The organism is uncultured Kocuria sp. (genome assembly GCF_947500125.1).
Classification (GTDB): Bacteria; Actinomycetota; Actinomycetes; order Actinomycetales; family Micrococcaceae; genus Kocuria.
Map to the genome: position 1 here is coordinate 65,450 of NZ_CANMRA010000009.1, position 24,705 is coordinate 90,154.

The window sequence follows — 24,705 nt, forward strand, 5'->3', positions numbered from 1 at the left end:
CGCCGTATGTTGGCCCGCACGAGGGTGCAGCGGGGCCACGGGCAGCACGGTGGGCCCGCGCCGCCCGTCCGCCTCCACCGATGGGACAGCGCATGAGCGACAGGACCCCCCGCACCACGCACGACTCCCCGGGACGCTCCGGCTCCGTCCTGGAGCACCTGAGCGAGTCGACCGTGCTCCTGGACGTCCACGGCGCGGACCGGGACGGCGTCATCCGGCAGCTCGCCGAGCTCGGTGCGCACACGGGGCGGGCCTACGACGCGGACGAGACCGTCGCCGCGGCCCTGGCCCGGGAGGAGGAGGGGTCCACCGGGGTGGGCAACGGCGTGGCCCTGCCGCACGCCGAGTCCGCCGGGGCCGAGCGGCCGATGGTCGCGTTCGCCCGCAGCACGGACGGCGTGGAGTGGAACTCGCTGGACGGCGAGCCCGTCCATCTCGTCTTCCTGATCTCCCTGCCCGGGGACCGGTCCGGGGGCGAGCACCTGGAGCTGCTGGCGGAGCTCTCCGAGGCCCTGGCCGAGGAGTCCTGCCGGCAGGCCCTCCTCGACGCCGGGAGCGCGTCCGAGGTGCTGGCCGTGCTGAGGGACGCGATGGGCTGATCGGTCAGTGCCGGAAGCGCCACTCCGTGCGGGAGTGGTAGGTCTCGCCGGGGCGCAGGACCGGGTCGGAGAGCTCGGAGAGCTCGGGGCGGTTGGGGGAGTCGGGGTGTCGCTGGGGCTCGAGGGCCACGCCGTCGCCCTGGCGGTACCGGCGCCCCGAGCTGCCGGCGCCGGTGCCGTCCAGGGAGTTGCCCGTGTAGACCTGCAGGGCGGGCTGGTCCGTGCGCAGCTCCACGGACCGCCCGCTCGCCGGGTGCTCCAGCAGCGCCGCCCGGCGCAGGCCCGTCCCCCGCAGGTGGAAGGAGTGGTCGATCCCGCGCACGGCGATCGTCTGCGGGTGCTCCGCCCGCACGCGGTCCCCGATCCGGGCCGGCGCCGTGAGGTCGAACGGTGTCCCGGCCACGTCCGCGAGGCCGCCCAGCGGCAGGGAGCCCGGGCCCACGGGGAGGTACCGGTCGGCCTCGACGGTCAGCCGGTGGTCGTCGATCGTTCCGGATCCCTCGCCGGCGAGGTTGAGGTAGAGGTGGCTGGCGGGTCCGACCACCGTGGGGGCGTCGGTGCGGGCCTCCAGGTCCAGGGTCACTACGTCGTCCTCGACGGCGTACCGGGCCCGGAGGACCACCTCGCCGGGAAACCCCTGGTCGCCGTCGGGGCTGACCAGCTCCAGCACCAGGACGTCGCGGCCCCTGGACACCGTCCGCCAGATTCTGCGGTGGAAGCCGTCGGGTCCCCCGTGCAGGGTGTTGCCGCCCTCGTTGGCCGCCAGCTGCACGAGCTCGTCGTCGAGGGGGAAGCAGGCGCCGCCGATGCGGTTGGCGTAGCGGCCCACGACCGAGCCGAGGAACGCGTCCGCGTGCTCGGCGTAGCCGGCGGCGTCCGGGTGGCCCAGGGCGACGTTCGTCGTGCCACCGGATCCGTCGGGCACGTGCAGGGCCTGCACGGTGGCGCCGAGGTCGAGCACGCGCAGGCGCAGCCCGCCCGGGGCGCACAGGGTGTGCACGGTGACCTCCCGGCCGTCGGGCAGCGTCCCGAAGGACCGCGGGGCGGTCTCACCGCCCACGGTGGGCACCGGCCGGGGGCTGGGACCAGTCGGCGGTCCGGTCCCGCAGGGTGCGGTAGGCCTCCAGGACCTCGGGCGTCGGCTCCGCCTCGTACTCCTGGGCGCCGGCGAGCGCCCAGGCCGGGGGCTCCGCGTCGCCCGAGAGGGCCCATGCGGCCTGCCGGGCGGCGCCGAGGGCCACGTACTCCCCCGGGGCGGGCACGAGCACGGGCCGGCCCAGCACGGCCGGGGCGAGCCGGCGCACCGCCTCGGACTGCGCGCCGCCGCCGATCAGGAGGATCCGTTCCGCGGCGGTGCCGGTGGCCCGCTCGAGCGCGGCCACGCCGTCGGCGAGGGAGCAGAGCAGGCCCTCCACGCAGGCCCGCGCGATGTCCTCCCGGCCGGTGCCCGACGACATCCCGTGGAGAGTGCCGCGGGCCTCGGGCCGGTTGGGCGTGCGCTCCCCGTCGAGGTACGGGAGCAGTGTGACACCGCCCGCCCCGGGACGTCCCGCGAGGGCGAGATCGGCGAGCCCGGCGTGGTCGACGCCCAGCACGCGGGCCCCGAACTCCAGGACCCGGGCGGCGTTGAGGGTCGTGGCCATGGGCAGGTACCGGCCGGTGGCGTCGGCGAAACCGGTCACGAGCCCGCTGGGGTCCGCGGTGCGGGCCTCCGAGACCATGGCCGCGACCCCGGAGGTGCCGATCGACAGGGACACGTCCCCGGGACCGAGCGCGAGGCCCAGCGCGGCGGCCATGTTGTCGCCGGTGCCGGCCGCGAGCACCGCCCCCGCGCTCGTGCGGCCCATGACCTGGTTCGGGGCCGCGGCCACGTGCGGGAGCTCCAGGTCGTGACCGAGCGCCTGCGCCACGAGGGCGTGGTTCCACGCGCCGGTGCGGGTGGAGAAGTAGCCGGTGCCGGAGGCGTCGCCGCGGTCGGTGAAGAAGGACGCCCTGTCGGCGCCCAGGTGCCACGACAGGTAGTCGTGGGGCAGCAGCACCCGGTGGGTGCGGGCGGCGTGCTGCGGCTCATGCTGCGCCATCCAGCGCAGCTTGGTGGACGTCATGGAGGCGACCAGCACGCTGCCCAGCTCCTCGGCGCAGGCGGCCGGGCCGCCCATCTCCTCGACGAGCTCTCGTGCCTGGGGCGCCGAGCGGGTGTCGTTCCACAGGAGGGCGTCGCGCACCACGGCGTCGTGCTCGTCGAGCGCGACCATCCCGTGCTGCTGACCTCCCACGGACACGGCGGCGGCCTCGTCGAGGAAGGGGCCGGCGGCGTCGTCGAGCGCGGCGAGCCAGGCCCGCGGATCCACCTCGGTCCCGTCGGGATGGGGGGCGCGGCGCTGCGCGAGCACCTCGCCGGTGCCGGCGTCGACGAGGAGCGCCTTGGTGGACTGGGTGGAGGAGTCGATGCCCAGGACGGTCGTGCGTGCCATGAAGAACCTCGGTGCGGGGTCGGGGCGGGTCGGCGGGAAGGCCGCGGGACGCCCGGCCCGGCGCAGGGGGGACGTGCGCCGGGCCGGGCCGGGGCGGGGTCCGGCGCCCCGGATCGGGGGCGGGCGCCGGACCCCGGGTGCGTCAGCCGCGGGCGCCCATGAGGTGCTCGACGGCGAGCTGGTGCAGGCGCACGAAGCCGTAGTTGCGCTCCGAGGGCCCGGTCAGGTCGAGGTCCTCGTAGGCGCTGCGGTCGGCCAGGAAGGCCTGCAGGTCCTCGCCCTCCGCGAGGGTCGGCTCGGCGAGCTCGAGGACGCCCGACTGCTCCATGGCCTCCTGCACGTCGGGGTCCTGGCGGAAGGCCACGGCCCGCAGCTTCAGGAGCAGGTACATCTGCATGTTCGCCGCCGCCGAGTCCCAGACGCCGTCGACGTGCTCGGTGCGGGAGGGCTTGTAGTCGAAGTGGCGGGCCCCTTGGTAGCCCCCCGGCCGGGACGGGAACCCGTTCTCCAGCAGGTCGACCGTGAAGAAGGCGCTGATCAGGTTGCCGTGGCCGAACACCAGGTCCTGGTCGTACATCGGGCCGTTCTGCCCGTTGAGGTCGATGTGGAACAGCTTCTCGCACCACAGCGCCTCGGCGAGGCCGTGCGTGTAGTTGAGGGTGGCCATCTGCTCGTGCCCGGTCTCCGGGTTCACGCCGACGACGTCCCCGTTGTCGAGCCGGTCGATGAACGCGAGCGCGTGCCCGATGGTGGGCAGGAAGATGTTGCCGCGGGGCTCGTTGGGCTTCGGCTCGATGCCGATGCGCATGTCGTAGCCCTGGGACTTGATGTACCCGGCCACGGTGTCGATGCCCTCGGCGTAGCGGTCCAGGGCGGCGTACAGGTCCTTGGAGGAGTCGTACTCGGTGCCCTCGCGCCCGCCCCACATCACGAAGGTCGTGGCGCCGAGCTCGGCGGCGAGGTCCACGTTGCGCAGCACCTTGCGCAGGCCGTAGCGCCGGACCCGCCGGTCGTTGGACGTGAACGCGCCGTCCTTGAAGATCGGCTCCGCGAAGGTGTCGGTGGTGACCATCTCGCAGACCATGCCGGTCTCGTCGATGGTCTGCTTGAGCTGTCCGATCAGCTTCTCGCGCTGCGCCTCGGACGCGTCGAAGGGGATCAGGTCGTTGTCGTGGAAGGTGAAGCCCCAGGCGCCGAGCTCCTTCAGCTTCCGCACGGACGCGAGGGGGTCCAGGTCCGGCCGGGAGGCGGTGCCGAACTGGTCGCGGGCCGCCCAGCCGACGGTCCAGAGGCCGAAGGAGAACTTGTCGGCGGGGGACGGGGCGAGCGTGCTGGCGAGGGAGGTCGCGGGGGACGCGGTAGGCATCGGAAGTTCCTTTCCCAATAGGTTAGTTACCGTTACTTACTTTACGGGCCGGAGTACCGTGGGGGAAGACCGGCGGAGGACTTTCTGTTCCGCCGGTCGGCCGGGGTCCGTGCCGGACCCGGTCCCGCCGGCACCAGAGGAGAGCCGTCCGTGCAGTCGAGCCATCTGCGGGAGCACAACCTCTCCGCCGTGCTCCGCGCCGTCGCCGGGGCGCAGAATCCGGTCTCCCGGGCCGCGCTCGCGAAGCTCACGGGTCTCACGAAGCCCACCGTCTCCAAGCTGGTGCAGGAGCTGCTCGAGTCGGAACTCCTCGTCGAGGGGCGGCAGGCGGCCGCCCGGGTCTCCGGCCGGCCGATGATCCCCCTGACCGTGGCCCGGGGGACCGTGCTGGGCGTGGGCCTGGAGATCGCCGCCGACCACCTCGCGTGCCTCGTCACCGATCTCGGTGGTCGCGTCCTCCACGAGGAGGCCCGGTTCGGGGCCTTCGCGGGGGCGTCCGTGGACGAGGTCGCCGCCGTGCTGGCCGGCCTGCTCGACGCCGCCCTGTCCCCCCGCCGGGACGTGCCCCTGGCCGGTGTCTGCGTCTCGGTCCCCGGGAGGCTCTCCACGGACCGCGCCACCGTGCTCTCCGCCCCCAACCTGGCCTGGCGGGACGTGCCGCTGGTCGAGCGGCTCCGCCGGCTCCCGGAGTTCCGGGGACCGATGCTCACCGCCGGCAACGACAGCATGCTGGCCGCGCGCACGGAGGTCCTGCGCCGGCCCGGCGAGTCCTTCCTCTTCCTCCACGGCCAGACCGGCATCGGCGGCGCCGTGGTCCTGGAGGGGCGCATCCACCGGGGCGAGCACGGCTGGGCGGGGGAGCTGGGCCACGTGACGATCACCCCCGGCGGGGAGCTGTGCCGGTGCGGCCGGCGCGGCTGCCTCGAGGCCTACGCCAGCTACCACGCGCTGCGGGGGCGGACGGGACTGCCGGAGGACGTCCGGATCGAGGACCTCGTGGCGGCCACGGCCGAACGGCTGCAGAGCCGGGCGGCGGTCATGGAGATGATCGGGCGGCCCCTGGGCGTGGTGCTCGCGAACTCCATGAACCTCCTGGACCTGTCGACGGTCGTGCTCTCCGGATACTTCGCCCCCATCGCGACGGAGCTGGAGCCCGTGCTGCGCGAGGTCCTCGAGGCGCACGCGCTCACGGCGGAGGCGGGGCCCGTCGAGATCCAGCGGTCGGCGGCGGACGCCCGTCCCGCCCTGACCGGTGCGGCCGCGACGGCGCTCGAGCCGATCTACGCCTCCCCGGCCCGCTGGATCGACCGGCGCTGAGCCGCCGGCGCTGATCCTCCGGTGCCGATGCTCCGGCGCCGGCGCTCTGCGGCTGATCCCCTCGCCGCCCGGGGGCGACGACGGGGCCCGCTCGCACGAGCGGGCCCCGTCGCGCTCCGGCACTCGGCCGGACGCCCGGCTCAGCGGAACGCGGGGTGGTGCTTCCACGTCGCCGCGCCGCCCGGCTGGGACCGGACCAGGGTCTTCCACGCACCGATCCCTGGTAGACAGGTCACCACCGTGCCGGACGCGACGAACGGTCTGTCCCGGTGGCCCCTTCGACGTCCGAGGAGATCGTCCTGATGAAGAGAACCACGGTGAGCCAGGCCGCCGCCCTCGGTTGCACGAGCTCGTCCGCCCGCCGGCCCCGGGTGGTCGTCGCCGAGGGGGCGACGTCGTGACCGCGCCCGGGTTCCCTGCCGCCGTCCTGTGGGACTTCGACGGCACGCTCGTGGACACCGAGCCGCTCTGGCTGGAGCTGGAGCGCGAGGAGCTCGAGGCGCTCGGCGGCACGTGGAGCCCCGAGCTCGCGGCCGAGCTCGTCGGGACCACCATGACGGCCACGGCGGGGATCCTGCTGCGCCACGCCGGTCGCCCGGAGCCGTCCCCGGGTGAGGTCGAGGCGGTCGCGGGCCGGCTCGAGCGCGCCATGCACGCGCACCTCGGCGGGGGAGGACTCCGGTGGCAGCCGGGCGTCGAGCGGCTGCTCGGGGAGCTCGGGGCCGCCGGCGTGCCCTCGGCGCTCGTCTCGTCCTCGCCCGCCTCGCTGCTCCGTGCCGCCGTGCGCGCCCTGCCCCCCGGGGTCTTCTCCGCCGTGGTCGCCGGCGACCACGGGCACCGGCCCAAGCCGCACCCGGCCCCGTACCTGGCGGCGTGCGAGCTGCTGGGCGTGTCGGCCGCGGACTGCGTCGTCGTGGAGGACTCGCCCACGGGGGCCGCCGCGGGGACCGCGGCCGGGGCGTGGGTCGTCGCGGTCCGCGGCGTCATACCCGTGGAACACGCCACCCGGCGCCTCGTCGTGGATAGCCTGGAGACCATCGATCTCCCGCTCCTGCGGAGCCTGCCGCGCACCGGCCCCGCCCCGCGGTCCGGGCACCGCCCACCACGTCGATCGGAACAGACATGAGCGACTCGCAGCGGATCCTCGCCATCACCGCGTGCCCCACCGGCATCGCGCACACCTTCATGGCCGCCGAGAACCTCGAGCAGGCCGCGGCACGGCTCGGCCACGAGATCAAGGTGGAGACCCACGGCTCGATCGGGGTCGAGAACGCCCTCACGGCCGAGGACATCGACCGGGCCGACGCCGTGGTCGTCGCCGCCGACAAGCAGGTGGACCTCTCCCGCTTCGCCGGCAAGCGGGTGGTCACCGCTCCCGTGGCCGACGGGATCCGCCGGCCCGAGGAGCTGATCCGCGAGGCGCTCGCCGCGACGCCCCGGGCCGACGCCCCGCGCCAGGAGACCCGGGAGGACGCCGGCACCGGCTTCGGTGCGACCGTCTACAAGGCGCTCATGAACGGTGTCTCGCACATGATCCCGTTCGTGGTGGCCGGAGGTCTGCTCCTGGCCGTCTCGCTGTCCCTCGGCGGCACCCCGACCCCCGAGGGCCTGGTCATCCCCGAGGACAGCTTCTGGTACGTGATCAGCCAGGTCGGCGTGCTCGCGTTCACGCTGATGGTCCCGGTCCTGTCCGGCTACATCGCCTACGCGATCGCGGACCGGCCCGGGCTCGCCCCCGGGATGATCGGCGGGTTCATCGCCAACACGGGAGCGCTGTACGGGTCCGAGTCCGGGGCCGGCTTCATCGGCGCGATCGTGACCGGCTTCCTGGCCGGCTACGTGGCGCTGGCGATCAAGAAGATCCCCGTGCACCGCTACATCGCCCCGATCTGGCCCATCATCGTCATCCCGGTGCTGACCACCCTGGTGGTCGCCCTGCTGTTCGTCTATGTCCTCGGCGCCCCGATCGCCGGGGCGTTCGCCGCGCTCACGGCCTTCCTCGCCGGGCTCGAGGGCGGCAGCGTCATCCTGCTCGGCGCCGTCCTCGGCGCGATGATCGCCTTCGACATGGGCGGGCCCGTCAACAAGACCGCGTTCCTGTTCGGCGGCGGGCTCATCGCGGCCGGCAACGCCGCCCCGATGGGCATGGTCGCCGCGGCCATCGCCGTCCCGCCCCTGGGCATGGGGCTGGCCACGCTCCTGCGCCGCCGCTACTTCACCGCCCAGGAGCGCGAGTCCGGGATTGCGGCCCTGTTCATGGGCTTCTTCGGCATCACGGAGGGGGCCATCCCCTTCGCGGCCGCCCGCCCGCTGCAGGTCATCCCGGCGAACATGCTCGGCGGCACCGTCGCCGGGGCCGTCGCGGCGGTGCTGGCCGTCGAGGACAACGTCATGCACGGCGGCCCGATCGTCGCCGTCCTGGGCGCCGTCGAGAACGTGGCCGGGTTCTTCGTGGCCATCGGGATCGGCCTGCTCGTGACGGCCCTGACGGCCCTGTTCCTGCTCGGGCTGAGCGCGCGCCGGAACGGGACGGACGGCGCCGCGCCGGACGGCGACACCGAGGGCCGCGGCGGGAGCGCCGGGGCGGAGAGCGACCGGACCGGCACCGGGGAGCGCGAGCCCGTGGCGGTCGGGGCGGCGGGGGGCTCCACCGCGGCGGCGTCGGCCTCCGCGCCGTCCCCCGGGCTGTCGGGCGCCGCGCCCGCCGCCCGTGCCGGGCAGCGGCGCACCGGCTCCGTCCTCGACCACCTGAGCGAGGACACCGTGCTGCTCGACGTCGACGGCGCGGGCCGCGACGACGTCGTCCGCCGGCTCGTGGAGCTCGGCGCCGCCACGGGGCAGGTGCGGGACGTGGACGCCGTCGTCGCCGCGGCCCTGGCCCGGGAGGGGCAGGGCACCACCGGGGTGGGGCAGGGCATCGCGATCCCGCACGCCAAGTCCGCCGAGGTGGCCGCGCCCCTGATCGCGTTCGCCCGCAGCGACGAGGGCGTGGAGTGGGAGGCCATGGACGGCGCGCCCGTCCACCTGGTCTTCCTCATCGCGGTGCCGCAGGAGCAGGCCGGGGACGAGCACCTGAAGATCCTGGCCACCCTGTCCCGGGCGCTGACGAAGACCGAGTTCCGGAACTCCCTGCTCGAGGCGCGGAGCAGGTCCGAGGTGATCCGGGTCCTGGAGGACCGGCTGGGCTGAGCGCTCACTCCTCGCGGATGAAGCGGGCCCTGCCGGCCTGCCAGCCGAAGACCGCCGCGAGCGCGCCGACCACGGCGAACATGACGCCCGCCGCGGCGAAGCCCCCGGTCCAGTGCAGCAGCTGCCCCACCAGGAAGGTGCCGGAGGAGCCCAGGCCGTAGCCGACGCCCTGCATCATGCCCGAGAGCCGGACCGCCATGTGGCTGCTGCGGGTGCGCAGGGCGATCATCGTCAGGGCCACGGCGGTGAGGCTGCCCTGGCCCAGCCCGAGCAGCCCGGTCCAGATCCAGATCAGCTGGGTCGGTCCGAAGATGGAGAGCACGAAGCCGCCGCCGGCCATCAGGGCCACCGCGGCGTTGAGCACCCGCTGGTCGGCCAGCCGTGCGGCCAGGACCGGGGCGAAGAGCGAGCCCGTCATCTGCAGCAGGATGGACACCGCCACGATCAGCCCGGCGGTGGCCCCGTCGATCCCGCGGTCCCGCAGGATGGGGGCGAGCCAGGCGAAGACGCTGAAGGACATCATCGCCTGGAAGACCATGAACAGGGTGATCTGCCAGGCCACCGGCGAGCGCCACGGGCCGGGCCCGCCGGTGTCGGGCTGCGGGGGGCCGGACGTGCGGTGGCGGACCGCCACCGGGACGAGCAGGGCCACGACGACCGCCGCGGGGGCCGCCCACACCGCCAGGGACCCCCGCCAGGAGTCCGTCGCCTGGAACACCGGGTAGGTGAGGCCCGCGCCGAGGGCGGCGGAGGCGCAGATCGCGGTGGTGTAGAGCCCGCTCATCAGGCCGATGCGGTGGGCGAAGTCCCGCTTCACGATAGAGGGCAGCAGCACGTTGCCCAGGGCGATCGCCGCGCCGCACGCGACCGTCCCCGCGAGCAGCAGCGGCAGGGCGCTCGCGCCGGGCAGGGGGAGACCGCGGGCCAGCAGGCCCAGGGTCAGGACCACCATGGCGCCCAGCAGCACGTTCTCCGGCCCGAACCGCCGGGCCAGGCGCGGCGCGAACGGCGCGAAGACGCCGAGCAGCGTCACGGGGGCCGTGGTCAGCACGGTGACCGCCCACCCGGGGAGGCCGGCGGCCGCGGTGATCTCCGGGAGGATCGCGGAGAAGCTGGAGAAGACGGTGCGCAGGTTCAGGCCCACCAGGACCACGCACACGGCGAGGTAGACCAGCGCCCTGCGGGACGTCGGGGCCGTCGTCGGATCGGCGTGCGGGCTCGGCACGGGGGGTCTCCTCAGGGCTCGGGGCGCGGGCCGGGGAACGGCGACGCCGACCGACCGTGAGCTGCGCGGGACCACAGTACTCCGCGGGCAGCAGGTCCTCCGTCCGCCGCGCGCCGTGCCCGGTCGGACGGTGACGGACGGGCCGGTGGCCGGGCCGGCGGACGAGGCGAGCTGGTCTCCGCACCGGGAGATGCCTGCCGGGTCGCGTCCCGCTCCCGCCCCGGCGCCGGGGCGCCCTCGCGAAGCGGGGCAAGCTCTGGACGCAAACACTCTGTACATAGTTATTGTGACCTGCGACACTGGCGGCGAGACCGTGTACACCCCACGCCGCGGGGCGGGCCCCCGGGCACGCGCCGTGGAAAGGAAGTGGATCGATGCCGATCGACACGCCCGACGCCGGACCGGCCGCCGCCCTGCTGCGGGACTTCTCCCTCGAGATGACGGGCAAGGACGTGCCGGCGCTGGAGGAGGCCGCCGCCGTGGTGCCGGCGGGGACCCGGATCAACGTGACCTTCCTCGGCAACGAGGACCTGACCATGCGGGTGGCCGCGGCCAGGGCGGTCCGGGAGCACGGGTTCGTCCCCGTGCCCCACCTCTCGGCGCGGCGGCTGCGCTCCCAGGACGAGCTCGAGGAGTTCCTCGCGGCGCTCGCGGAGGTCGGCGCCGCCGAGCACGTCTTCGTGGTCGGCGGGGACCCCGAGACCCCGGAGGGCCCGTACGAGGACTCCCTGTCCGTCATCCGCACCGGGGTGCTCCAGCGGCACGGGGTCCGCGGCGTGGGCGTCAGCGGCTACCCGGAGGGCCACCCCGACATCGACGACGACACCCTCTGGTCGGCCCTGACCGACAAGACGGCCGCGATCCGCGACCAGGGCCTCGAGCCCGAGGTCATCACCCAGTTCGGCTTCGACAAGGACCCGGTCCTGGAGTGGCTGGCCGAGGTGCGCCGCCGGGGCATCGACGCCCCCGTGCGGATCGGGGTGCCCGGGCCGGCGGGCGTCAAGCGCCTGCTCGGCTACGCGCGCCGCTTCGGCGTGGGCACCTCGGCCGGCATCGTGCAGAAGTACGGTTTCTCCCTGACGAACCTGCTGGGCACCGCGGGCCCGGACCGCTTCCTGCGCGACCTCGCCGCCGGTCACGACCCCGCCGTGCACGGTCAGGTGCTGCTGCACTTCTACACCTTCGGGGGGCTGCGGACCACGGCCGAGTGGGTCCGCGCGTTCGGCACGGGCGGGCGGACCCCGTGAGCGCCGCCCGCCCGTCGATGCTCCGCCCGGACCACGCCAGCCTCGTGGTGCACGGCCGGGACCAGCCGGGGATCGTCGCCGTCGTCACCTCGGTGCTCGCCCGGCACGGGGCGAACATCGTGGCCCTCGACCAGCACTCGGACGACCCCGAGGGCGGGGCCTTCTTCCAGCGCACGGTCTTCCACCTGCCCGGCTACCCGGCGCTGCGCCCCGCGCTCGAGCAGGACCTCGGCGCCGCGCTCGCGGACGGCTTCGAGCTGCAGTGGCGGTTCACGGACCTCTCGGTGCCGCGGCGGGTCGCGATCTTCGCCTCGAAGTCCGACCACTGCCTGCTGGACCTCATCTGGCGCCAGCGCCGGGGCGAGCTGCCCATGACGATCTCCATGGTCGTCTCCAACCACCCCGACATGGCCGAGGACGTCCGCGGCTTCGGCATCCCGTTCTTCCACGTCCCCACCCGGGACAAGGCGGCCGCCGAGGCGGAGCACCTGCGCCTGCTGCAGGGCAACGTCGACCTCGTGGTCCTCGCGCGCTACATGCAGATCCTCTCCTCCCCGTTCCTCGAGGCCGTGGGCGTCCCGGTGATCAACATCCACCACTCGTTCCTGCCGGCCTTCATCGGGGCCGAGCCCTACCGGAAGGCCAAGGAGCGGGGCGTGAAGATCATCGGCGCCACCGCGCACTACGTCACCGAGGACCTCGACGAGGGCCCGATCATCGAGCAGGACGTGGTCCGGGCCTCGCACCGGGACTCCGCCCAGGAGCTCGCCCGGCGCGGCGCGGACGTGGAGCGCCAGGTGCTCTCCCGCGCCGTGCTGTGGCACTGCCAGGACCGCATCATCCGGCACGACCGCCAGACCATCGTGTTCTGATCCCCGTTCCCGCCCCGGCCGCGAGCGCGTCCGGGGCACCACCGCAGAGAAGGAGTTCACCGTGGCACCCCGCACTCTCCAGGACGTCCTCGACGCCTCGAACGGCACCGTCGAACTGCTGCGCAACTCGCAGATCGGCGCGTACGTCTACCCCGTCGTCGCGCCCGAGTTCCACAACTGGCGCAGCGAGCAGAAGGCCTGGCGGGAGACCGCCGTGCTCTACGACCAGTCCCACCACATGGACAACCTGTTCATCCGCGGCAAGGACGCGCTGAGGCTGATCTCGGACACCGCGATCAACAGCACGAAGACGTTCCCCGTGAACAAGGCGAAGCAGTACGTGCCCACCACCCCGGAGGGCCACGTCATCGGCGACGGCATCCTCTTCCACCAGGAGGAGGACGAGTACGTCTACGTGGGCCGCGCCCCGGCCGCCAACTGGCTGCTCTACCACGGCGAGACCGGCGGCTACGACGTCGACATCGAGGTCGACCGCCGCTCGCCGTCCCGCCCGATGGGCAAGCCCGTGGTCCGGAAGTACTGGCGCTTCCAGATCCAGGGCCCCAACGCGTGGCAGATCATCGAGAAGCTCAACGGCGGGCCGCTCGAGCAGCTGAAGTTCTTCACGATGGACCGCATGAGCGTGGGCGGCGCCCAGGTCCGCACCCTGCGCCACGGCATGGCGGGGGAGCCGGGGCTCGAGATCTGGGGCCCGTACGAGTCCTACGACCAGGTCCGGGCCACGATCCTCGAGGTCGGCGCCGAGTTCGGCATCGTCCCCGTCGGCGCCCGCGCGTACCCCTCGAACACCCTGGAGTCGGGCTGGATCCCGTCCCCGCTGCCGGCGATCTACACCGGTGCGGGCACGGCCGGCTACCGGAAGTGGCTCGGGGCGGACAGCTACGAGGCCACCAACGCGCTCGCCGGCAGCTTCGTCTCCGAGAACATCGAGGACTACTACCTCACGCCGTGGGAGCTCGGCTACGGGTCCTTCGTGAAGTTCGACCACGACTTCATCGGCCGCGACGCCCTGGAGCAGGTCGACCCCTCGACCCAGCGCCGGAAGGCGACCCTCGCCTGGAACGCCGAGGACATGACGAAGATCTTCGCCTCCCTCTTCGACACCGAGGGACCGGACTACAAGTACTTCGACCTGCCCCTGGCCAACTACGGCTCGTCCAACTACGACGCGGTGGTCGACGCCGACGGCCGCACCGTGGGCCTGTCCATGTTCACCGGCTACAGCTACAACGAGCGCAAGGGCCTGTCCCTGGCCACCGTCGACCCGAACGTGCCCGAGGGCACGGAGCTCAAGGTGGTCTGGGGCGAGCCCGACGGCGGCAGCCGCAAGACCACCGTGGAGCCGCACGAGCAGCTCGAGGTCCGCGCCGTGGTCAGCCCGGTGCCCTACTCCGAGGTGGTGCGCAAGGACTACCACGGCGGCTGGCGGACCGCCTCGGCCCAGCGCTAGCCGAGGAGCGGCCCGAGGGCGCGCAGCACGGGCCCCGGCTCCCACCGTCCGACGCCGTCGACGGATCCGACGGGGTGCGCGCCCGCCACCGAGTTGGTCACGAACACCTCGGTGGCGCGGGCGAGCTCCTCCCACCGCACCGGGCGCTCGCGCACGTCCGCCCTGGCGGCGCGCAGCGCCGCCAGCACCCGGGCGCGCACCACCCCGGGCAGGATCCGGCCGTCCGCGGGCGGGGTGCGCACGGCACCGTCGACGACGACGAAGACGTTGGCCCGGCCCGTCTCCAGGAGCGTGCCGTCGGCGTCCACGAGCAGCGGGTCGCAGCTGCGGGACCACAGGCCCGGAACCGGCTCGTGGGCCAGCGTCCGGCGGTCCGCCCACTTGTGCCCGCCGAGACCGCCGGGCAGCCGGACGGGGACGAGCCGCCACGGCGGCACCGGCTCCGGCGGGAGGGCCGTGGCCGTGACCGTGACCGTGACGGTGGGCGCGCCCTCCGGGGCGGGGACCGCCGTGATCCGCAGCCGGTGGGGGCCGGGGAGCCCGGAGGCCCGGTCCAGCACCTCGCCGCGGACGCCCGGGGGCAGGGCGGCGCCGCAGCAGGCGAGGCAGCTGGTGCCGAGCCGCTCGAGGTGCGCGTCGAGGTCCACGGGTGCGCCCTCGCGCACGAGCAGCGTGGTGAAGACCCCCTCCCCGCGGATCGGCGGGAGGGCCGGCAGGGCCGGGAGGAGCTCGAGGCCGGTCGCGGGCCGGTGCCCGTCCCAGTCCCGCCGGAGGTCCTCGCCCAGCACGGCGCCGACGGCGTCGAGCAGGGGCACCGCCTTCACGAGCGTCTCGTGCGCCTCGTCCGCGGGGTCGGAGTCGGCCACGATCCCGCCGCCCACCCCGAGCCGGACCCGGCCGCCGGTGAACTCGAAGGTGCGGATCGCCACGTTGAGCACGAGGCCGGCCGGACCCGAGCGGCCGACCGCCCCCGTGTAGACCTCGCGGGCCGCGGGCTCGAGCGCGTTGACGATCTCCATGGCCCGGATCTTGGGCGCGCCAGTGCAGGACCCCGGCGGGAACGTGGCCCGCAGCAGCGCCCCGTCCCCGAGGCCCGGAGGCAGCCGCCCGTGCACGTCCGCCACCAGGTGGTGGACCCCGGTGTGCGGCTCGACGCGGGGCGCCGCCGGGGCCCGCACCGATCCGGGGACGCACGCCCGGGAGAGGTCGTTGCGCATCAGGTCCACGATCATGACGTTCTCCGCCCGGTTCTTCGCCGAGGAGTGCAGCGCCGCAGGGTCGCTCGTGGCCGGTGCGGTGCCCTTGATCGGGGAGGTCAGCACCGTGCGCCCGGTGCGGCGCAGGAACAGCTCCGGGGACAGGCTCGCCACCGCCCCTGCCGGGAGGCGCAGGAAGGCGGCGAAGCGCGGGGACAGGGCCTCGAGACCGGCGCAGAACAGGTCCAGGGGGTCGTCCTCGAAGCCGGCCTCGAGACCGCGGCAGACGTTGGTCTGGAAGACGTCGCCGTCGCGGATGTGGCCCAGCACCGCGGTCACGGCGGCGGCGTGCGCGGCCGCCGAGGCGTCGGCCGTGAAGGGCCCGCACCGGTAGGGGGCCGGTGCGGGCGCCGTGGCCGCCGCCGTCAGGGCCAGCTCCCGCGCGGCCGCCACCCGGGCCGGGTCCGTGCCGGGCAGCCACTCGAGCACCCAGGCGCCGTCCGCGGAGCGGTGGCGCAGGACGTGGTCGTAGTACCCGAGGTGGTGGTCCGGCAGCCGTGCGGGGCGCGGCGGGGCGGCGGGGAGCCGCTCGAGCCGCTGGGCCAGCTGGTAGCCGAGGTAGCCGATCCAGCCGCCGCCGAAGGCGGTGCCGGGGCCGTCCCCCTGGGGGTCGTGCTCCTGCGGATCCCGGGCGTCGAGGGCCGCGAAGGGGTCCTCGTCGGCGCCCAGCACCCGGAGCGGCCGGACGCCGATCACGGTGTCGCCGGCGTGCCAGTCGCCGAACAGCCCCACCAGCCCGGGCTGGTCCCGCAGGGCCCGCAGCATCTGCGCCGGGGACAGGCGGACCCCGGCGAGGAGCTCCTCCCTCGCCATCCCGGCCTCAGCCGTTCCCCGCCGCGGCCGGAGGCGCAGGGGCCGGCACGGAGCTGCCGCTGGGCAGGCGCTCGCCGGAGGAGATGCGCCCGTCGACGATGCGCGCCCGGAGGTCGTCCACGAGGGCGGTGGTGAGGTTGCGGCTCATGAGGACATGATCCCACCCCGCCGGCGGTCTCCCCGGCGGCCAGGAGTCCACGGCGGGGGCGGCGGCGCGCCGTCGTTATCGGTCCGCGATAACCTCCCTTGGCGGGCCGTCCACGGCCCGTGACACTGGCACGGAGAGCCCCCGGCACTGCGGGGCGTCCGCCGAGAAGGGAGCAGGGATGATCTTCATCGTCGTCAAGTTCAAGGTGAAGCCGGACTGGGCCGACCGCTGGGTCGAGTTCTCGAAGGAGTTCACGGAGGCCACCCGCGCGGAGCCGGGCAACCTGTGGTTCGACTGGTCCCGCAGCGTGGAGGACCCGCACGAGTTCGTGCTGGTGGAGGCCTTCGAGGACGACGCCGCGGGCCCGCACGTGAACAGCGACCACTTCCAGAAGTTCACGGCGGAGGCGCCCCAGGCGCTGGTGGAGACCCCGCAGATCATCAGCGAGCAGATCTCGGCCTCGGGCTGGAACCGGATGGGCGAGATCACGGTCGACTGACCGCCCGCCGGCGTGCCGGCGCGCCGGGAGCAGCGCTCCCGGCCTGTTGGCAGGTGCAACCCGGCACGCCAGACTGTGGGGCATGAGCACACGCGACACCGGCATGGCCTCCGTCCAGAAGGCCTTCGCCCTCCTGGACGTGGTCGCGGGGGACCCCCGAGGGGCCACGGCCAAGGACATCAGCACCGAGCTCGGGATGCCGCTGCCCTCGGTCTACCGGCTGCTGCAGACGCTCGTCGCCTCCGAGCACGTGGTGCACCTCCGGGACCAGCGCCGCTACGGCCTGGGCTACAAGCTGCACGCCCTCGACGCCTCGCTGCGCCAGCAGGTCGCCACGCCGGCCACGGTCCGGCGCGCGGTGCGGGAGCTGCACGCGAGCGCCGACGCCGCCGCCTACTTCGCGATCTACCGCGGCGACGCCATCGTGGTGTCGCACGTGGTCGACTCCCCGCGCCGGCCGCGCATCACCCCCCTGGACTTCGGGTTCACGGACGCCGCCCACGCCACGGCCTTCGGCAAGATCCTGCTCTCCCGCATGGGCGACGACGAGGTGGCGGACTACCTCGGCCGCCACGGGATGCGTCCCCTGACGGACCGCACGCGCACCACGCCGGAGGGTCTGGGGCGCGAGCTCGGGCAGGTGCGCGCGGAGGGCGTCGCCGTGGAGCGGGAGGAGTTCGTGCCCGGCGCCTCGTGCCTGGCCGCGCCCGTCGTCGACGCCGCCGGGCGCACCCTGGGCTCCGTGGCCGTGTCCCTGCCGCCCGCCGAGTTCGAGCAGCGGCACCGGTCGATCGCCCCGGTACTGCGGGACGCGGCGGACCGGGTGGGACGGGCCCTGCGCGCGGCGGAGGGCTGCCCGGCCGGGCCCGCGCCCGGCTGAGCAGCCCTCCGCCGCCGCGGCCGTCAGAGGTGCCGGCCCGCCAGCTGCTGCGCGATGTAGTCCGCCTGCCGGGCGGCCAGGGCCACGATCGTCAGCGTCGGGTTCGCCGCCGCGCCGGTCGTGAACAGCGATCCGTCCGAGACGAAGAGGTTCGGCACGTCGTGGGTCTGGCCGAACGCGTTGGTCACCCCGTCCTCGGGCCGCTCGCTCATCCGGGCCGTGCCCATGTTGTGCGTCGACGGGTAGGGCGGGGTGTGGTGCACGGAGGTGGCGCCCACGGACTCGTAGAGCAGGGACGCCTGCTGGTAGCCGTGGTTGCGCATCGCCACGTCGTTCGGGTGGTCGTCGAAGTGCACGTTGGGCACGGGCAGCCCCAGGTGGTCGGTCACGGACGGGTTGAGGGTCACCCGGTTGCTCTCCTGCGGCATGTCCTCGCCCACCACCCACATCCCGGCGGTGTTCTCGTAGCCGTCCAGCAGGGCCGTGAAGTCCGGCCCCCAGGAGCCGGGGTCCACGAAGCTGGCGAGGAAGGCGGGGCCCAGGGAGATCGTCTCCATGTAGTACCCGCCGGCGAAGCCGCGGTCGACGTCGTGCCGGGACTCGTCCGCGACGAGCCCCGCCATCGTCTCGCCCCGGTACATGTGCACCGGCCGGTCGAACTGCGCGTAGACGGAGCCCGTGGTGTGCCGCATGTAGTTGCGGCCCAGCTGCCCGGAGGAGTTCGCGAGCCCGTCCGGGAACAGCGGGGAGCCCGAGAGCATGAGCAGCCGGGGTGTCTCGATGGCGTTGCAGGCCACCGCCACGAGCCGTGCCCGCTGCCGCTGGACCTGACCCTGTCCGTCGACGTAGAGCACGCTGTCGACCAGGCCCTTCTCCGTGTGGGTGATCTGCACGGCGTGGCAGTCCGGGCGCAGGTCGAGGTTGCCGGTGCGCAGGGCCTTGGGGATCTCCGAGACGAGCGTGGACCACTTCGAGCGGTTCTTGTCGCCCTGGAAGTTGAACCCGTCCTGGACGGTCGCCGGGCGCCCGTCGTACGGCTCCGCGTTCGTCCCGTAGGGGCCGGTCGCGTAGTGCCGGTAGCCGAGCTTCTCCGCGCCCGCGGCGAGCACCTTGTAGTTGTTGTTCGCGGGCAGCGGCGGGCGGCCGTGGCGGTGGGTGCTGCCGATCTTCTGCTCGGCCCGGTCGTAGTAGGGGGCGAGGTCCTCCAGGCCGATCGGCCAGTCCAGGAGGTTGGCGCCGTCGACACGGCCGTAGACGCTGCGGGTGCGGAACTCGTGGGCCTTGAACCGGGGCGTGGCCCCCGACCAGTGGGTGGTGGTCCCGCCGACGGCCTTGACGATCCACGCCGGGAGGTTGGGGAAGTCCCGGGCGATCCGCCACGACCCCGTGGTGGTCCGCGGGTCCAGCCAGGCCATCTGGTGGAAGGCCTCCCACTCGTCGTTGACCCAGTCCTCGCTGGTCAGGTGCGGCCCGGCCTCGAGGAGCACCACCTTGATGCCCTTCTCCGTCAGTTCGTGGGCGAGGGTGCCTCCGCCGGCCCCGGAGCCGATGACGACGACGGCGGAGTCGTCGTCGAGCTCGATCCGGGCGGAGCGCTGCTGGTCCTGGGGCGTGGTGGTCATGCGGTCTCCCCGTGCTCGATGACGTCCGACCCCTTGAAGAGGTCGCTGAAGGGCTGTTCCGTGGTCTCCGAGGCACCCTGCTGGTCCAGGTTCCAGCCCTCCTTCGGGGCCGCGGTCGCCACCTGGTACCCGAGGGGCCCGCACTCGGTGAGCTCCTCCTCGGACTCCTCGACGCGCGGGTCCGGCAGCCAGTCGAGGTCGTCGAAGCCGCGGTGCAGGTAGCCGCCCCGGGAGAAGGACTCGCCCTCGTAGCCCAGGGCCTCCCACACCTCGTGGTCGTCGTAGAGGTGCAGCACGGTGGTGCGGCGGATGAAGCCGAAGAACTCGAGGTCGGCGATCCGCTTGAGCACCTTGAGCGCGGCGTCGTCCGGCAGCTCCACGAACGGCGCGTCGCTGAGCGAGTTCAGGGTCAGCAGTCCCTGGGTCAGGGCCATCCGGAACCACGTGGAGCCCTCGGCCTCGGCGACGATCTTCTCCGTCATCCGTTCGTACGGGCCGTCGGGGATCTGCGGGTGGGGGAACGCGACCCGGATGACGCGGGTGAGGGTGCGCTTGGCCTCGTCGGTCAGGGCCAGGGCGTTCAGTGCGGAGTACTTCGCGGGATAGACCATGGGTCTCCTCCTCGTCGGCGGTGACGGGTGTAGTCCAGAGTGTGAGCCAGCGCACCGTGGTGGGCCAGGCCTGTTATCGCAGGGCGAGAATCCGGTGCCCGTGAGAGCATGGGCCGAGCGAAGGAGGCCGCGTGATCGTCGAACGACTGCCGGAGCACCTGTGCGAGGACGCCGTGTCCCTGTGGCAGGACGCGGGGCTGACCCGCCCCTGGAACGACCCCCGTGCGGACCTGGACCGGGCGCTCGGGAGCCCGTCCTCCACCGTCCTGGCCGCCGTCGAGGACGGCCGGCTCACCGGCACCGCCATGGTCGGCCACGACGGCCACCGGGGGTGGGTGTACTACGTGGCCGTGCACCCGTCCCGCCGGGGGCAGGGGCTGGGCCGCGAGCTGATGGCCGCGGCCGAGCAGTGGGTGGCCGGGCGCGGCATCCCGAAGATGCAGCTCATGGTCCGCACCACGAACACCGGGACCCGGGAGTTCTACGAACGGATGGGCTACGCCGTCCAGGACACCGTGGTGCTCGGGAAGTTCTTCGACCCCGGGCGGCAGGCCCAGCAGAGCGGCTGAGCCCGGTTCACCCCTCGGGGTCGGTGACGCCCTCCGGGCAGTCGTAGCGCGTGAAGTCCCAGTCGCTGCGGCGCGCCCCCGCCCGGTAGGCGCTGTCCCAGAACTCCAGGACGGCGCCGTGCGGATCGGGCAGCGCACGCACGTCCTCGTAGCGCAGGACCGCGAGGTGGCTGCCGCCGCGCTCGCTCCAGAACGCGGCGTCCGGACGCAGGGGCTCGCCGGTCAGCCCCTCCGGTTCCGGCGCGGTGTAGGAGTAGAAGGCCGGTTCCGGGAAGGCGGGGTCCCCGAACCAGAACCCGGAGCTGATGACCTCCCGGGAGTAGGCCTCCCGGGTGACCGGGTCCGTGCCGGGCGGGAGGTCCACGGAGCGGTCGGCGAAGCGGGTCACGGCGATGTCGAACGTGTGCCAGAAGTGGTGCACGGGGCTGGTCTTGCCGGACCAGCCGGCGGCGAACTCCTCCAGCAGCAGGTTCACCCGGCCGAGGACCTGCCAGTAGCGGGTGACGGCGGCGGGATCGTAGGCGGCGTGCGCGGTGTCGGCGCTGAACGGGCGCGCGGAGTCGGGGAGGTCGAACGGGTGGGGGCGGGCGATGGTCACCTCCACCCCCACCGCCGCCAGGGCGTGCAGGACCCGGGCGTGGAACTCGGCGACGGAGAGCCCCGGCAGGGCGAAGGAGTGCCGGGCGCCGGCGGCGGTGCTCACGTCGAGGCGGTGGTCGAGGAAGTCGAAGTCGATCGCGAAGACCGGGTCCCGTCCCATGGGGCGGGTGGTGATGCCGCGGCCGGTCAGGTGGAACGGCACGTTCCACCAGTGGTTCCGGCGCGGCGCGGCCGCCAGCCGCACCTTGCCGACCACCTGGGCGAACCGGTGCACGGTGTCCAGGGTGTCCCGCCAGGACTCGTAGGGCATCTCGGGGAGAGCGGCGTGGGTCATGAGGCCTCCTGCGCCCCAGTGTGCGGCCGGACCGGGCCGGGCGTCCAGGGCATCCGGGGCCGGCAGCACGGGGCCGTGCGGTCCTCCCGGTGGGACACTGGGCGGAGACGATCCGGTGGCGGTGCGGTGGTGCTCCGGCGGGGCCCCGCCCCGCCACCGGCGACGACGACGACGAACGAGCTGCCCGTGCTGCGATCCTCCGGCGACGACCCTCCGCCCGAGCTGCTGTCCTGGGGGCAGCGGCGGGCCCGGTGGGTGCTGGCCGCCACCGTGCTCGGCTCGGCCCTGACGTTCATCGACACGACCGTGGTGAGCATCGCCCTGCCGGCCGTCGGCGCCGACCTCGGTGCGGGGAGCACCGGCCTGACCTGGGTGGTCAACGGGTACACGCTGAGCCTGGCCGCCCTCGTGCTGCTGGGCGGCTCGCTGGGGGACCGGTACGGCCGGCGCAGGATCTTCCTGATCGGCGTCGCCTGCTTCGCGGGAGCCTCCGCGCTGTGCGGACTGGCCCCCGACGTCACCGTCCTCATCGCCGCGCGGGCCGTCCAGGGGGTCGGCGGCGCCCTCCTCGTGCCGACCGCCCTCGCGATCCTGCAGTCGTCCTTCGCGCCGGGGCACCGCGCCCGCGCCATCGGCGCCTGGTCGGGGCTCACGGGGGTGGCCTCGGCCGTGGGCCCGTTCGCGGGCGGCTGGCTCGTCCAGACCACCTCGTGGCGGTGGGTGTTCCTGGTCAATCTGCCGGTGGCGCTCGCCGTGGCGCTGATCGCCCGCCGGCACGTCCCCGAGTCGAGGGACCCGGCGGCCTGCCCGCAGCTCGACGTGCCCGGCGCCGCGCTGCTGGTGACCGGGCTCGGGGCGCTGACGCTCGGGCTGACGGCGGCGGCCGGCGACGACGCGTCGGCGCCGCGCACGGGCGGGGCGCTCGCGGCCGGAGCGGGCCTGCTGGCGGCGTTCCTGCTCCGCGAACGGCGTGCGGTGTCCCCGCTGCTGCCTCCCGCCCTGCTCCGCCGGCGACTGTTCGTCGCGGCGAACGTCATCACCTTCGTGGTCTACGCCGGCCTGGGCGCGGTCTTCTTCGTCCTCGTCGTCGCCCTCCAGGTGGGAGCCGGCTTCTCACCCCTGGCGGCCGGGCTGTCCCTGCTGCCCGTCACCGTCCTGATGCTGCTGCTCTCGCCGTCCGCCGGTGCCCTGGTGCACCGGGTGGGTCCGCGACTGCCCATGACGGCCGGTCCGCTGATCGCCGCTCTCGGGGTGCTCCTGCTGGGGCGGGCGGGACCCGGGGCGCACTACCTCCTGGAGGTGCTGGTCCCGGCCGCGGTGTTCGGCGCCGGACTGACCCTGCTGGTCACGCCGTTGACGGCCACGGTCCTCGGCGCACTGCCCACGGAGCAGGCCGGGCTGGCCAGCGGGGTCAACAACGCCGTGGCGCGCACGGCGGGCCTGCTCGCGGTCGCGGCGATCCCGCTGGTGGGCGGGCTCGGGGAGACCGGCCTCACCGACCCGGTCCGGGTCCGCGAGGGCTTCCCCGTGGTCATGGGACTGTGCGCGGGCCTGCTCGCGGCGGGCGGGCTGCTGTCCGCGGCGGTGCTCCGCCCCACGGCGCGGGACGATGCGTGACGGCTTCGCGGCGCGACACATCCTTGACCGCCCGATCGGCGCGTTCCTACCCTGAAGCCCCTTGTCGTGCGGTGGTGGGGCGTGGAGGCCGGGGGCTGCGGGGCGCGGGGGCGCCCGAGGGCCCGGCGGGCCGCGAGACCGCCGGAAGGGGTCATGACGTGCGCGTCCGCGCTCGTGCTCGCGCACCGGCGTCCGGCCGGTTCGACCGAAAGCAGTGGTGAGCCATGCGTCCTCCCGAGAACACCCACGGCCCCGACGACTCCTCCGGCGCTCGCGGCAGGAGGCGCCGGCGGACGCGCCGTGCGGGCTCCGCGCTGGCCCTGGCCGTGCTCCTGGCGGCCGCTCCGGCGGGCGGGGCCGCCGCGGCCACGGTCGCCGCGCCGCAGCAGGGCGTCGTCGTCACCGCGCAGGTGCCGCCCGGGCTCGAGGAGTTCTACGCCCAGCAGCTCGTGTGGACCGCGTGCGGCGCGGCGGCGGAGTGCGCCCAGGTGCGGGTGCCGCTCGACCACGAGAACCCGGCCGCCGGAGCGATCCAGCTGGCGGTCACCCGGGTGGTGAGCACCGACCCCGCCGCCCGCCAGGGCTCCCTGCTCGTGAACTTCGGCGGGCCGGGCGGGTCCGGGACGGCGTCGATCGAGCCGTGGGCGGCCGGACTGGACCCGCGCGTCCGGGCCGCGTACGACGTCGTGGGCTTCGACCCGCGGGGCGTGGGCAGCTCCACCGCGGTGGAGTGCATCGACGACGCCGCGATGGACGCGATGCGCGCCACCTCCGTCGACCCCGACACCCCGGAGGGGCTGGCCCAGGCGGTCGCGGCCGCCGAGCGGTTGGCCGCGGCGTGCGCGGCGAACACCGGCCCGCTGCTCGGCGAGGTCGACACGATCAGCGCCGCCAAGGACCTGGACATCCTGCGGGCCGTGCTGGGCGACGACGAGCTCCACTACCTCGGCTACTCCTACGGCACCCTGCTCGGCGCCACCTACGCCGATCTGTTTCCCGCGACCACGGGCCGGTTCGTGCTCGACGCGGCGATGGACCCGTCCCTCGACGGCACCGGGACGATCCTCGACCAGGCCGCCGGCTTCGAGCGGGCTCTCCGGCTGTACGTCGAGTCGTGCCTGCCGCTGGACGGGTGCCCGTTCGAGGGGACCGTCGACGAGGGGCTGGCCGAGATCGAGGCCCTGCTCCGGCAGGCCGAGGCGCAGCCGCTGCCGACCGCCGACGGACGGCCGCTCACCGTCGACGAGGCGCTGACCGCGGTGATCCTGCCGCTGTACAACGAGCAGAACTGGTGGTTCCTCACCCCCGCGCTCGTCCTCGCGCTCGATCACGGCGACGGGACCGCGCTGCTGGCGCTCGCCGACGCCTACCACGGCCGGCAGCCGGACGGCTCCTACCAGGACAACGGATCCGAGGCGAACGTCGCGGTCAACTGCCTGGACCGCACCTACGACGCCGATCCGGCCGCCATGGCCGCGGTCGACACCAGGCTCCAGGAGGTGGCGCCGACCCTGGGCGACTGGTTCAGCCACGGTGCGGTCACATGCGACGCCTGGCCGTACGAGCCGGTCCGGGAGCCGGCGCCCATCGACGCCGCGGGGGCCGGCCCCATCCTGGTCGTCGGCGGCACAGGGGACACCGCCACGCCCTACGCGTGGTCGCAGGCGCTGGCCGCGCAGCTCGAGGGCGGGCACCTGCTGACCCGGGTGGGCGAGGGGCACGGGTCCTACCTGAGGGGCAACCGGTGCGTCGACGAGACGATCACCACCTACTTCCTCGAGGGCGTGCTGCCCGCGGAGGAGCGGATCTGCTGAGCGGGACCGTCCCCGGTGACGGGGGCAGAAACGGGCCGGTACGAGATCGCCCCCGCACCGGCCCAGCCGCCAGGGAAATCAGGAAGATCCGGCGACTCCGGCCCATCCTACTGAGACGCGGGTCACGGATCACCACTTGATTTTCCCGGACGCCCTCCGGGACGGCCCGCGGACGGACGCCG

At 74.3% G+C, this 24,705-nt stretch carries 20 protein-coding genes and 1 pseudogene; 12 read left to right on the plus strand and 9 right to left on the minus strand.

The genetic code is table 11. The annotated features are described in order from the left end of the window. The first annotated feature begins 92 nt into the window (after positions 1-92). A complete protein-coding gene (locus Q0817_RS08120; RefSeq protein ID WP_298585658.1) occupies positions 93-599 on the plus strand; it encodes a PTS sugar transporter subunit IIA in 507 nt (168 codons plus the stop codon). Between the two features lie 4 nt (positions 600-603). Here Q0817_RS08120 and Q0817_RS08125 read toward each other — a convergent pair whose 3' ends face one another. The 3 genes from Q0817_RS08125 to xylA form a co-directional block, all read right to left on the minus strand. Continuing rightward, positions 604-1,659, minus strand: a complete 1,056-nt coding sequence (locus Q0817_RS08125) for an aldose epimerase family protein (protein WP_298585659.1) — start codon at positions 1,657-1,659, stop codon at positions 604-606. Then, positions 1,649-3,073, minus strand: a complete 1,425-nt coding sequence (gene xylB, locus Q0817_RS08130; RefSeq protein WP_298585660.1) for a xylulokinase — start codon at positions 3,071-3,073, stop codon at positions 1,649-1,651. Before xylB ends, Q0817_RS08125 begins: the two co-directional genes overlap by 11 nt. Positions 3,074-3,215: 142 nt before the next feature. Continuing rightward, a complete protein-coding gene (xylA, locus tag Q0817_RS08135; protein ID WP_298585661.1) occupies positions 3,216-4,439 on the minus strand; it encodes a xylose isomerase in 1,224 nt (407 codons plus the stop codon). 150 nt (positions 4,440-4,589) lie between these two features. Between xylA and Q0817_RS08140 the strand changes: the two genes are divergently transcribed. From Q0817_RS08140 to Q0817_RS08150, 3 genes are all read left to right on the plus strand, one after another. Further along, positions 4,590-5,756 (plus strand): ROK family protein, encoded by a 1,167-nt coding sequence (locus tag Q0817_RS08140; protein ID WP_298585662.1) that lies wholly within the window; start codon positions 4,590-4,592, stop codon positions 5,754-5,756. Positions 5,757-6,153: 397 nt separating this feature from the next. After that, complete coding sequence (locus Q0817_RS08145) at positions 6,154-6,882, plus strand: HAD family phosphatase (protein ID WP_298585663.1); 729 nt, start codon at positions 6,154-6,156, stop codon at positions 6,880-6,882. Then, on the plus strand, positions 6,879-8,945 hold the full coding sequence (locus Q0817_RS08150) for a fructose-specific PTS transporter subunit EIIC (RefSeq protein WP_298585664.1): 2,067 nt from the start codon (positions 6,879-6,881) through the stop codon (positions 8,943-8,945). Before Q0817_RS08145 ends, Q0817_RS08150 begins: the two co-directional genes overlap by 4 nt. A gap of 4 nt (positions 8,946-8,949) precedes the next feature. On the opposite strand, the gene Q0817_RS08155 is transcribed toward Q0817_RS08150, so the two are convergent. Next, the gene (locus Q0817_RS08155) at positions 8,950-10,170 is read right to left on the minus strand and encodes an MFS transporter (protein ID WP_298585665.1); all 1,221 of its coding nucleotides are present in this window, start codon (positions 10,168-10,170) and stop codon (positions 8,950-8,952) included. A 374-nt stretch (positions 10,171-10,544) separates the two neighbouring features. Between Q0817_RS08155 and Q0817_RS08160 the strand changes: the two genes are divergently transcribed. The 3 genes from Q0817_RS08160 to Q0817_RS08170 all read left to right on the plus strand — a co-directional run bounded on the left by Q0817_RS08160 (position 10,545) and on the right by Q0817_RS08170 (position 13,760). After that, entirely contained in the window at positions 10,545-11,417 is an 873-nt protein-coding gene (locus tag Q0817_RS08160) for a methylenetetrahydrofolate reductase (RefSeq protein ID WP_298585666.1), read from the plus strand. Positions 11,418-11,434: 17 nt separating this feature from the next. Beyond that, on the plus strand, positions 11,435-12,289 hold the full coding sequence (purU, locus tag Q0817_RS08165) for a formyltetrahydrofolate deformylase (protein WP_298585716.1): 855 nt from the start codon (positions 11,435-11,437) through the stop codon (positions 12,287-12,289). A 61-nt stretch (positions 12,290-12,350) separates the two neighbouring features. Continuing rightward, the gene (locus tag Q0817_RS08170) at positions 12,351-13,760 is read left to right on the plus strand and encodes an aminomethyl transferase family protein (protein ID WP_298585667.1); all 1,410 of its coding nucleotides are present in this window, start codon (positions 12,351-12,353) and stop codon (positions 13,758-13,760) included. Here the strand turns inward: Q0817_RS08170 and Q0817_RS08175 are convergent. Together Q0817_RS08175 and Q0817_RS08180 are read right to left on the minus strand one after the other, a co-directional pair. Then, a complete protein-coding gene (locus tag Q0817_RS08175; protein ID WP_298585668.1) occupies positions 13,757-15,829 on the minus strand; it encodes a chorismate-binding protein in 2,073 nt (690 codons plus the stop codon). The genes Q0817_RS08170 and Q0817_RS08175 overlap by 4 nt on opposite strands. A gap of 46 nt (positions 15,830-15,875) precedes the next feature. Beyond that, a pseudogene (locus Q0817_RS08180) lies at positions 15,876-15,977 on the minus strand (FadR family transcriptional regulator); the annotation flags it as partial. 178 nt (positions 15,978-16,155) lie between these two features. Between Q0817_RS08180 and Q0817_RS08185 the strand changes: the two are divergent. Together Q0817_RS08185 and Q0817_RS08190 are read left to right on the plus strand one after the other, a co-directional pair. After that, positions 16,156-16,476, plus strand: a complete 321-nt coding sequence (locus Q0817_RS08185) for a putative quinol monooxygenase (RefSeq protein ID WP_298585669.1) — start codon at positions 16,156-16,158, stop codon at positions 16,474-16,476. Between the two features lie 82 nt (positions 16,477-16,558). Beyond that, positions 16,559-17,356, plus strand: a complete 798-nt coding sequence (locus Q0817_RS08190; RefSeq protein WP_298585670.1) for an IclR family transcriptional regulator — start codon at positions 16,559-16,561, stop codon at positions 17,354-17,356. A 23-nt stretch (positions 17,357-17,379) separates the two neighbouring features. Here Q0817_RS08190 and Q0817_RS08195 read toward each other — a convergent pair whose 3' ends face one another. Beyond that, on the minus strand, positions 17,380-18,978 hold the full coding sequence (locus Q0817_RS08195; RefSeq protein ID WP_298585671.1) for a GMC family oxidoreductase: 1,599 nt from the start codon (positions 18,976-18,978) through the stop codon (positions 17,380-17,382). After that, the gene (locus Q0817_RS08200; protein ID WP_298585672.1) at positions 18,975-19,589 is read right to left on the minus strand and encodes a hypothetical protein; all 615 of its coding nucleotides are present in this window, start codon (positions 19,587-19,589) and stop codon (positions 18,975-18,977) included. Before Q0817_RS08200 ends, Q0817_RS08195 begins: the two co-directional genes overlap by 4 nt. A gap of 131 nt (positions 19,590-19,720) precedes the next feature. On the opposite strand from Q0817_RS08200, the gene Q0817_RS08205 reads away from it, so the two are divergent. After that, positions 19,721-20,158: a GNAT family acetyltransferase gene (locus Q0817_RS08205; protein WP_298585673.1), complete on the plus strand. Its 438-nt coding sequence runs from the start codon at positions 19,721-19,723 to the stop codon at positions 20,156-20,158. Between the two features lie 7 nt (positions 20,159-20,165). Here the strand turns inward: Q0817_RS08205 and Q0817_RS08210 are convergent, their stop codons facing one another. After that, positions 20,166-21,092, minus strand: a complete 927-nt coding sequence (locus tag Q0817_RS08210) for a DUF5996 family protein (protein WP_298585674.1) — start codon at positions 21,090-21,092, stop codon at positions 20,166-20,168. 186 nt (positions 21,093-21,278) lie between these two features. On the opposite strand from Q0817_RS08210, the gene Q0817_RS08215 reads away from it, so the two are divergent. Together Q0817_RS08215 and Q0817_RS08220 are read left to right on the plus strand one after the other, a co-directional pair. Then, the gene (locus Q0817_RS08215; protein WP_298585675.1) at positions 21,279-22,709 is read left to right on the plus strand and encodes an MFS transporter; all 1,431 of its coding nucleotides are present in this window, start codon (positions 21,279-21,281) and stop codon (positions 22,707-22,709) included. A gap of 224 nt (positions 22,710-22,933) precedes the next feature. After that, a complete protein-coding gene (locus tag Q0817_RS08220) occupies positions 22,934-24,523 on the plus strand; it encodes an alpha/beta hydrolase (protein WP_298585676.1) in 1,590 nt (529 codons plus the stop codon). Positions 24,524-24,705: the final 182 nt, after the last annotated feature.

Excerpts from the sequence above, each read along its gene's own strand:
- Q0817_RS08120 (WP_298585658.1), top strand. The coding sequence starts at position 93 with ATGAGCGACAGGACCCCCCGCACCACGCACGACTCCCCGGGACGCTCC.
- xylB (WP_298585660.1), bottom strand. The coding sequence starts at position 3,073 with ATGGCACGCACGACCGTCCTGGGCATCGACTCCTCCACCCAGTCCACC.
- xylA (WP_298585661.1), bottom strand. The coding sequence starts at position 4,439 with ATGCCTACCGCGTCCCCCGCGACCTCCCTCGCCAGCACGCTCGCCCCG.
- Q0817_RS08150 (WP_298585664.1), top strand. The coding sequence starts at position 6,879 with ATGAGCGACTCGCAGCGGATCCTCGCCATCACCGCGTGCCCCACCGGC.
- Q0817_RS08160 (WP_298585666.1), top strand. The coding sequence starts at position 10,545 with ATGCCGATCGACACGCCCGACGCCGGACCGGCCGCCGCCCTGCTGCGG.
- purU (WP_298585716.1), top strand. The coding sequence starts at position 11,435 with ATGCTCCGCCCGGACCACGCCAGCCTCGTGGTGCACGGCCGGGACCAG.
- Q0817_RS08175 (WP_298585668.1), bottom strand. The coding sequence starts at position 15,829 with ATGGCGAGGGAGGAGCTCCTCGCCGGGGTCCGCCTGTCCCCGGCGCAG.
- Q0817_RS08185 (WP_298585669.1), top strand. The coding sequence starts at position 16,156 with ATGATCTTCATCGTCGTCAAGTTCAAGGTGAAGCCGGACTGGGCCGAC.
- Q0817_RS08190 (WP_298585670.1), top strand. The coding sequence starts at position 16,559 with ATGAGCACACGCGACACCGGCATGGCCTCCGTCCAGAAGGCCTTCGCC.
- Q0817_RS08195 (WP_298585671.1), bottom strand. The coding sequence starts at position 18,978 with ATGACCACCACGCCCCAGGACCAGCAGCGCTCCGCCCGGATCGAGCTC.
- Q0817_RS08200 (WP_298585672.1), bottom strand. The coding sequence starts at position 19,589 with ATGGTCTATCCCGCGAAGTACTCCGCACTGAACGCCCTGGCCCTGACC.
- Q0817_RS08210 (WP_298585674.1), bottom strand. The coding sequence starts at position 21,092 with ATGACCCACGCCGCTCTCCCCGAGATGCCCTACGAGTCCTGGCGGGAC.
- Q0817_RS08220 (WP_298585676.1), top strand. The coding sequence starts at position 22,934 with ATGCGTCCTCCCGAGAACACCCACGGCCCCGACGACTCCTCCGGCGCT.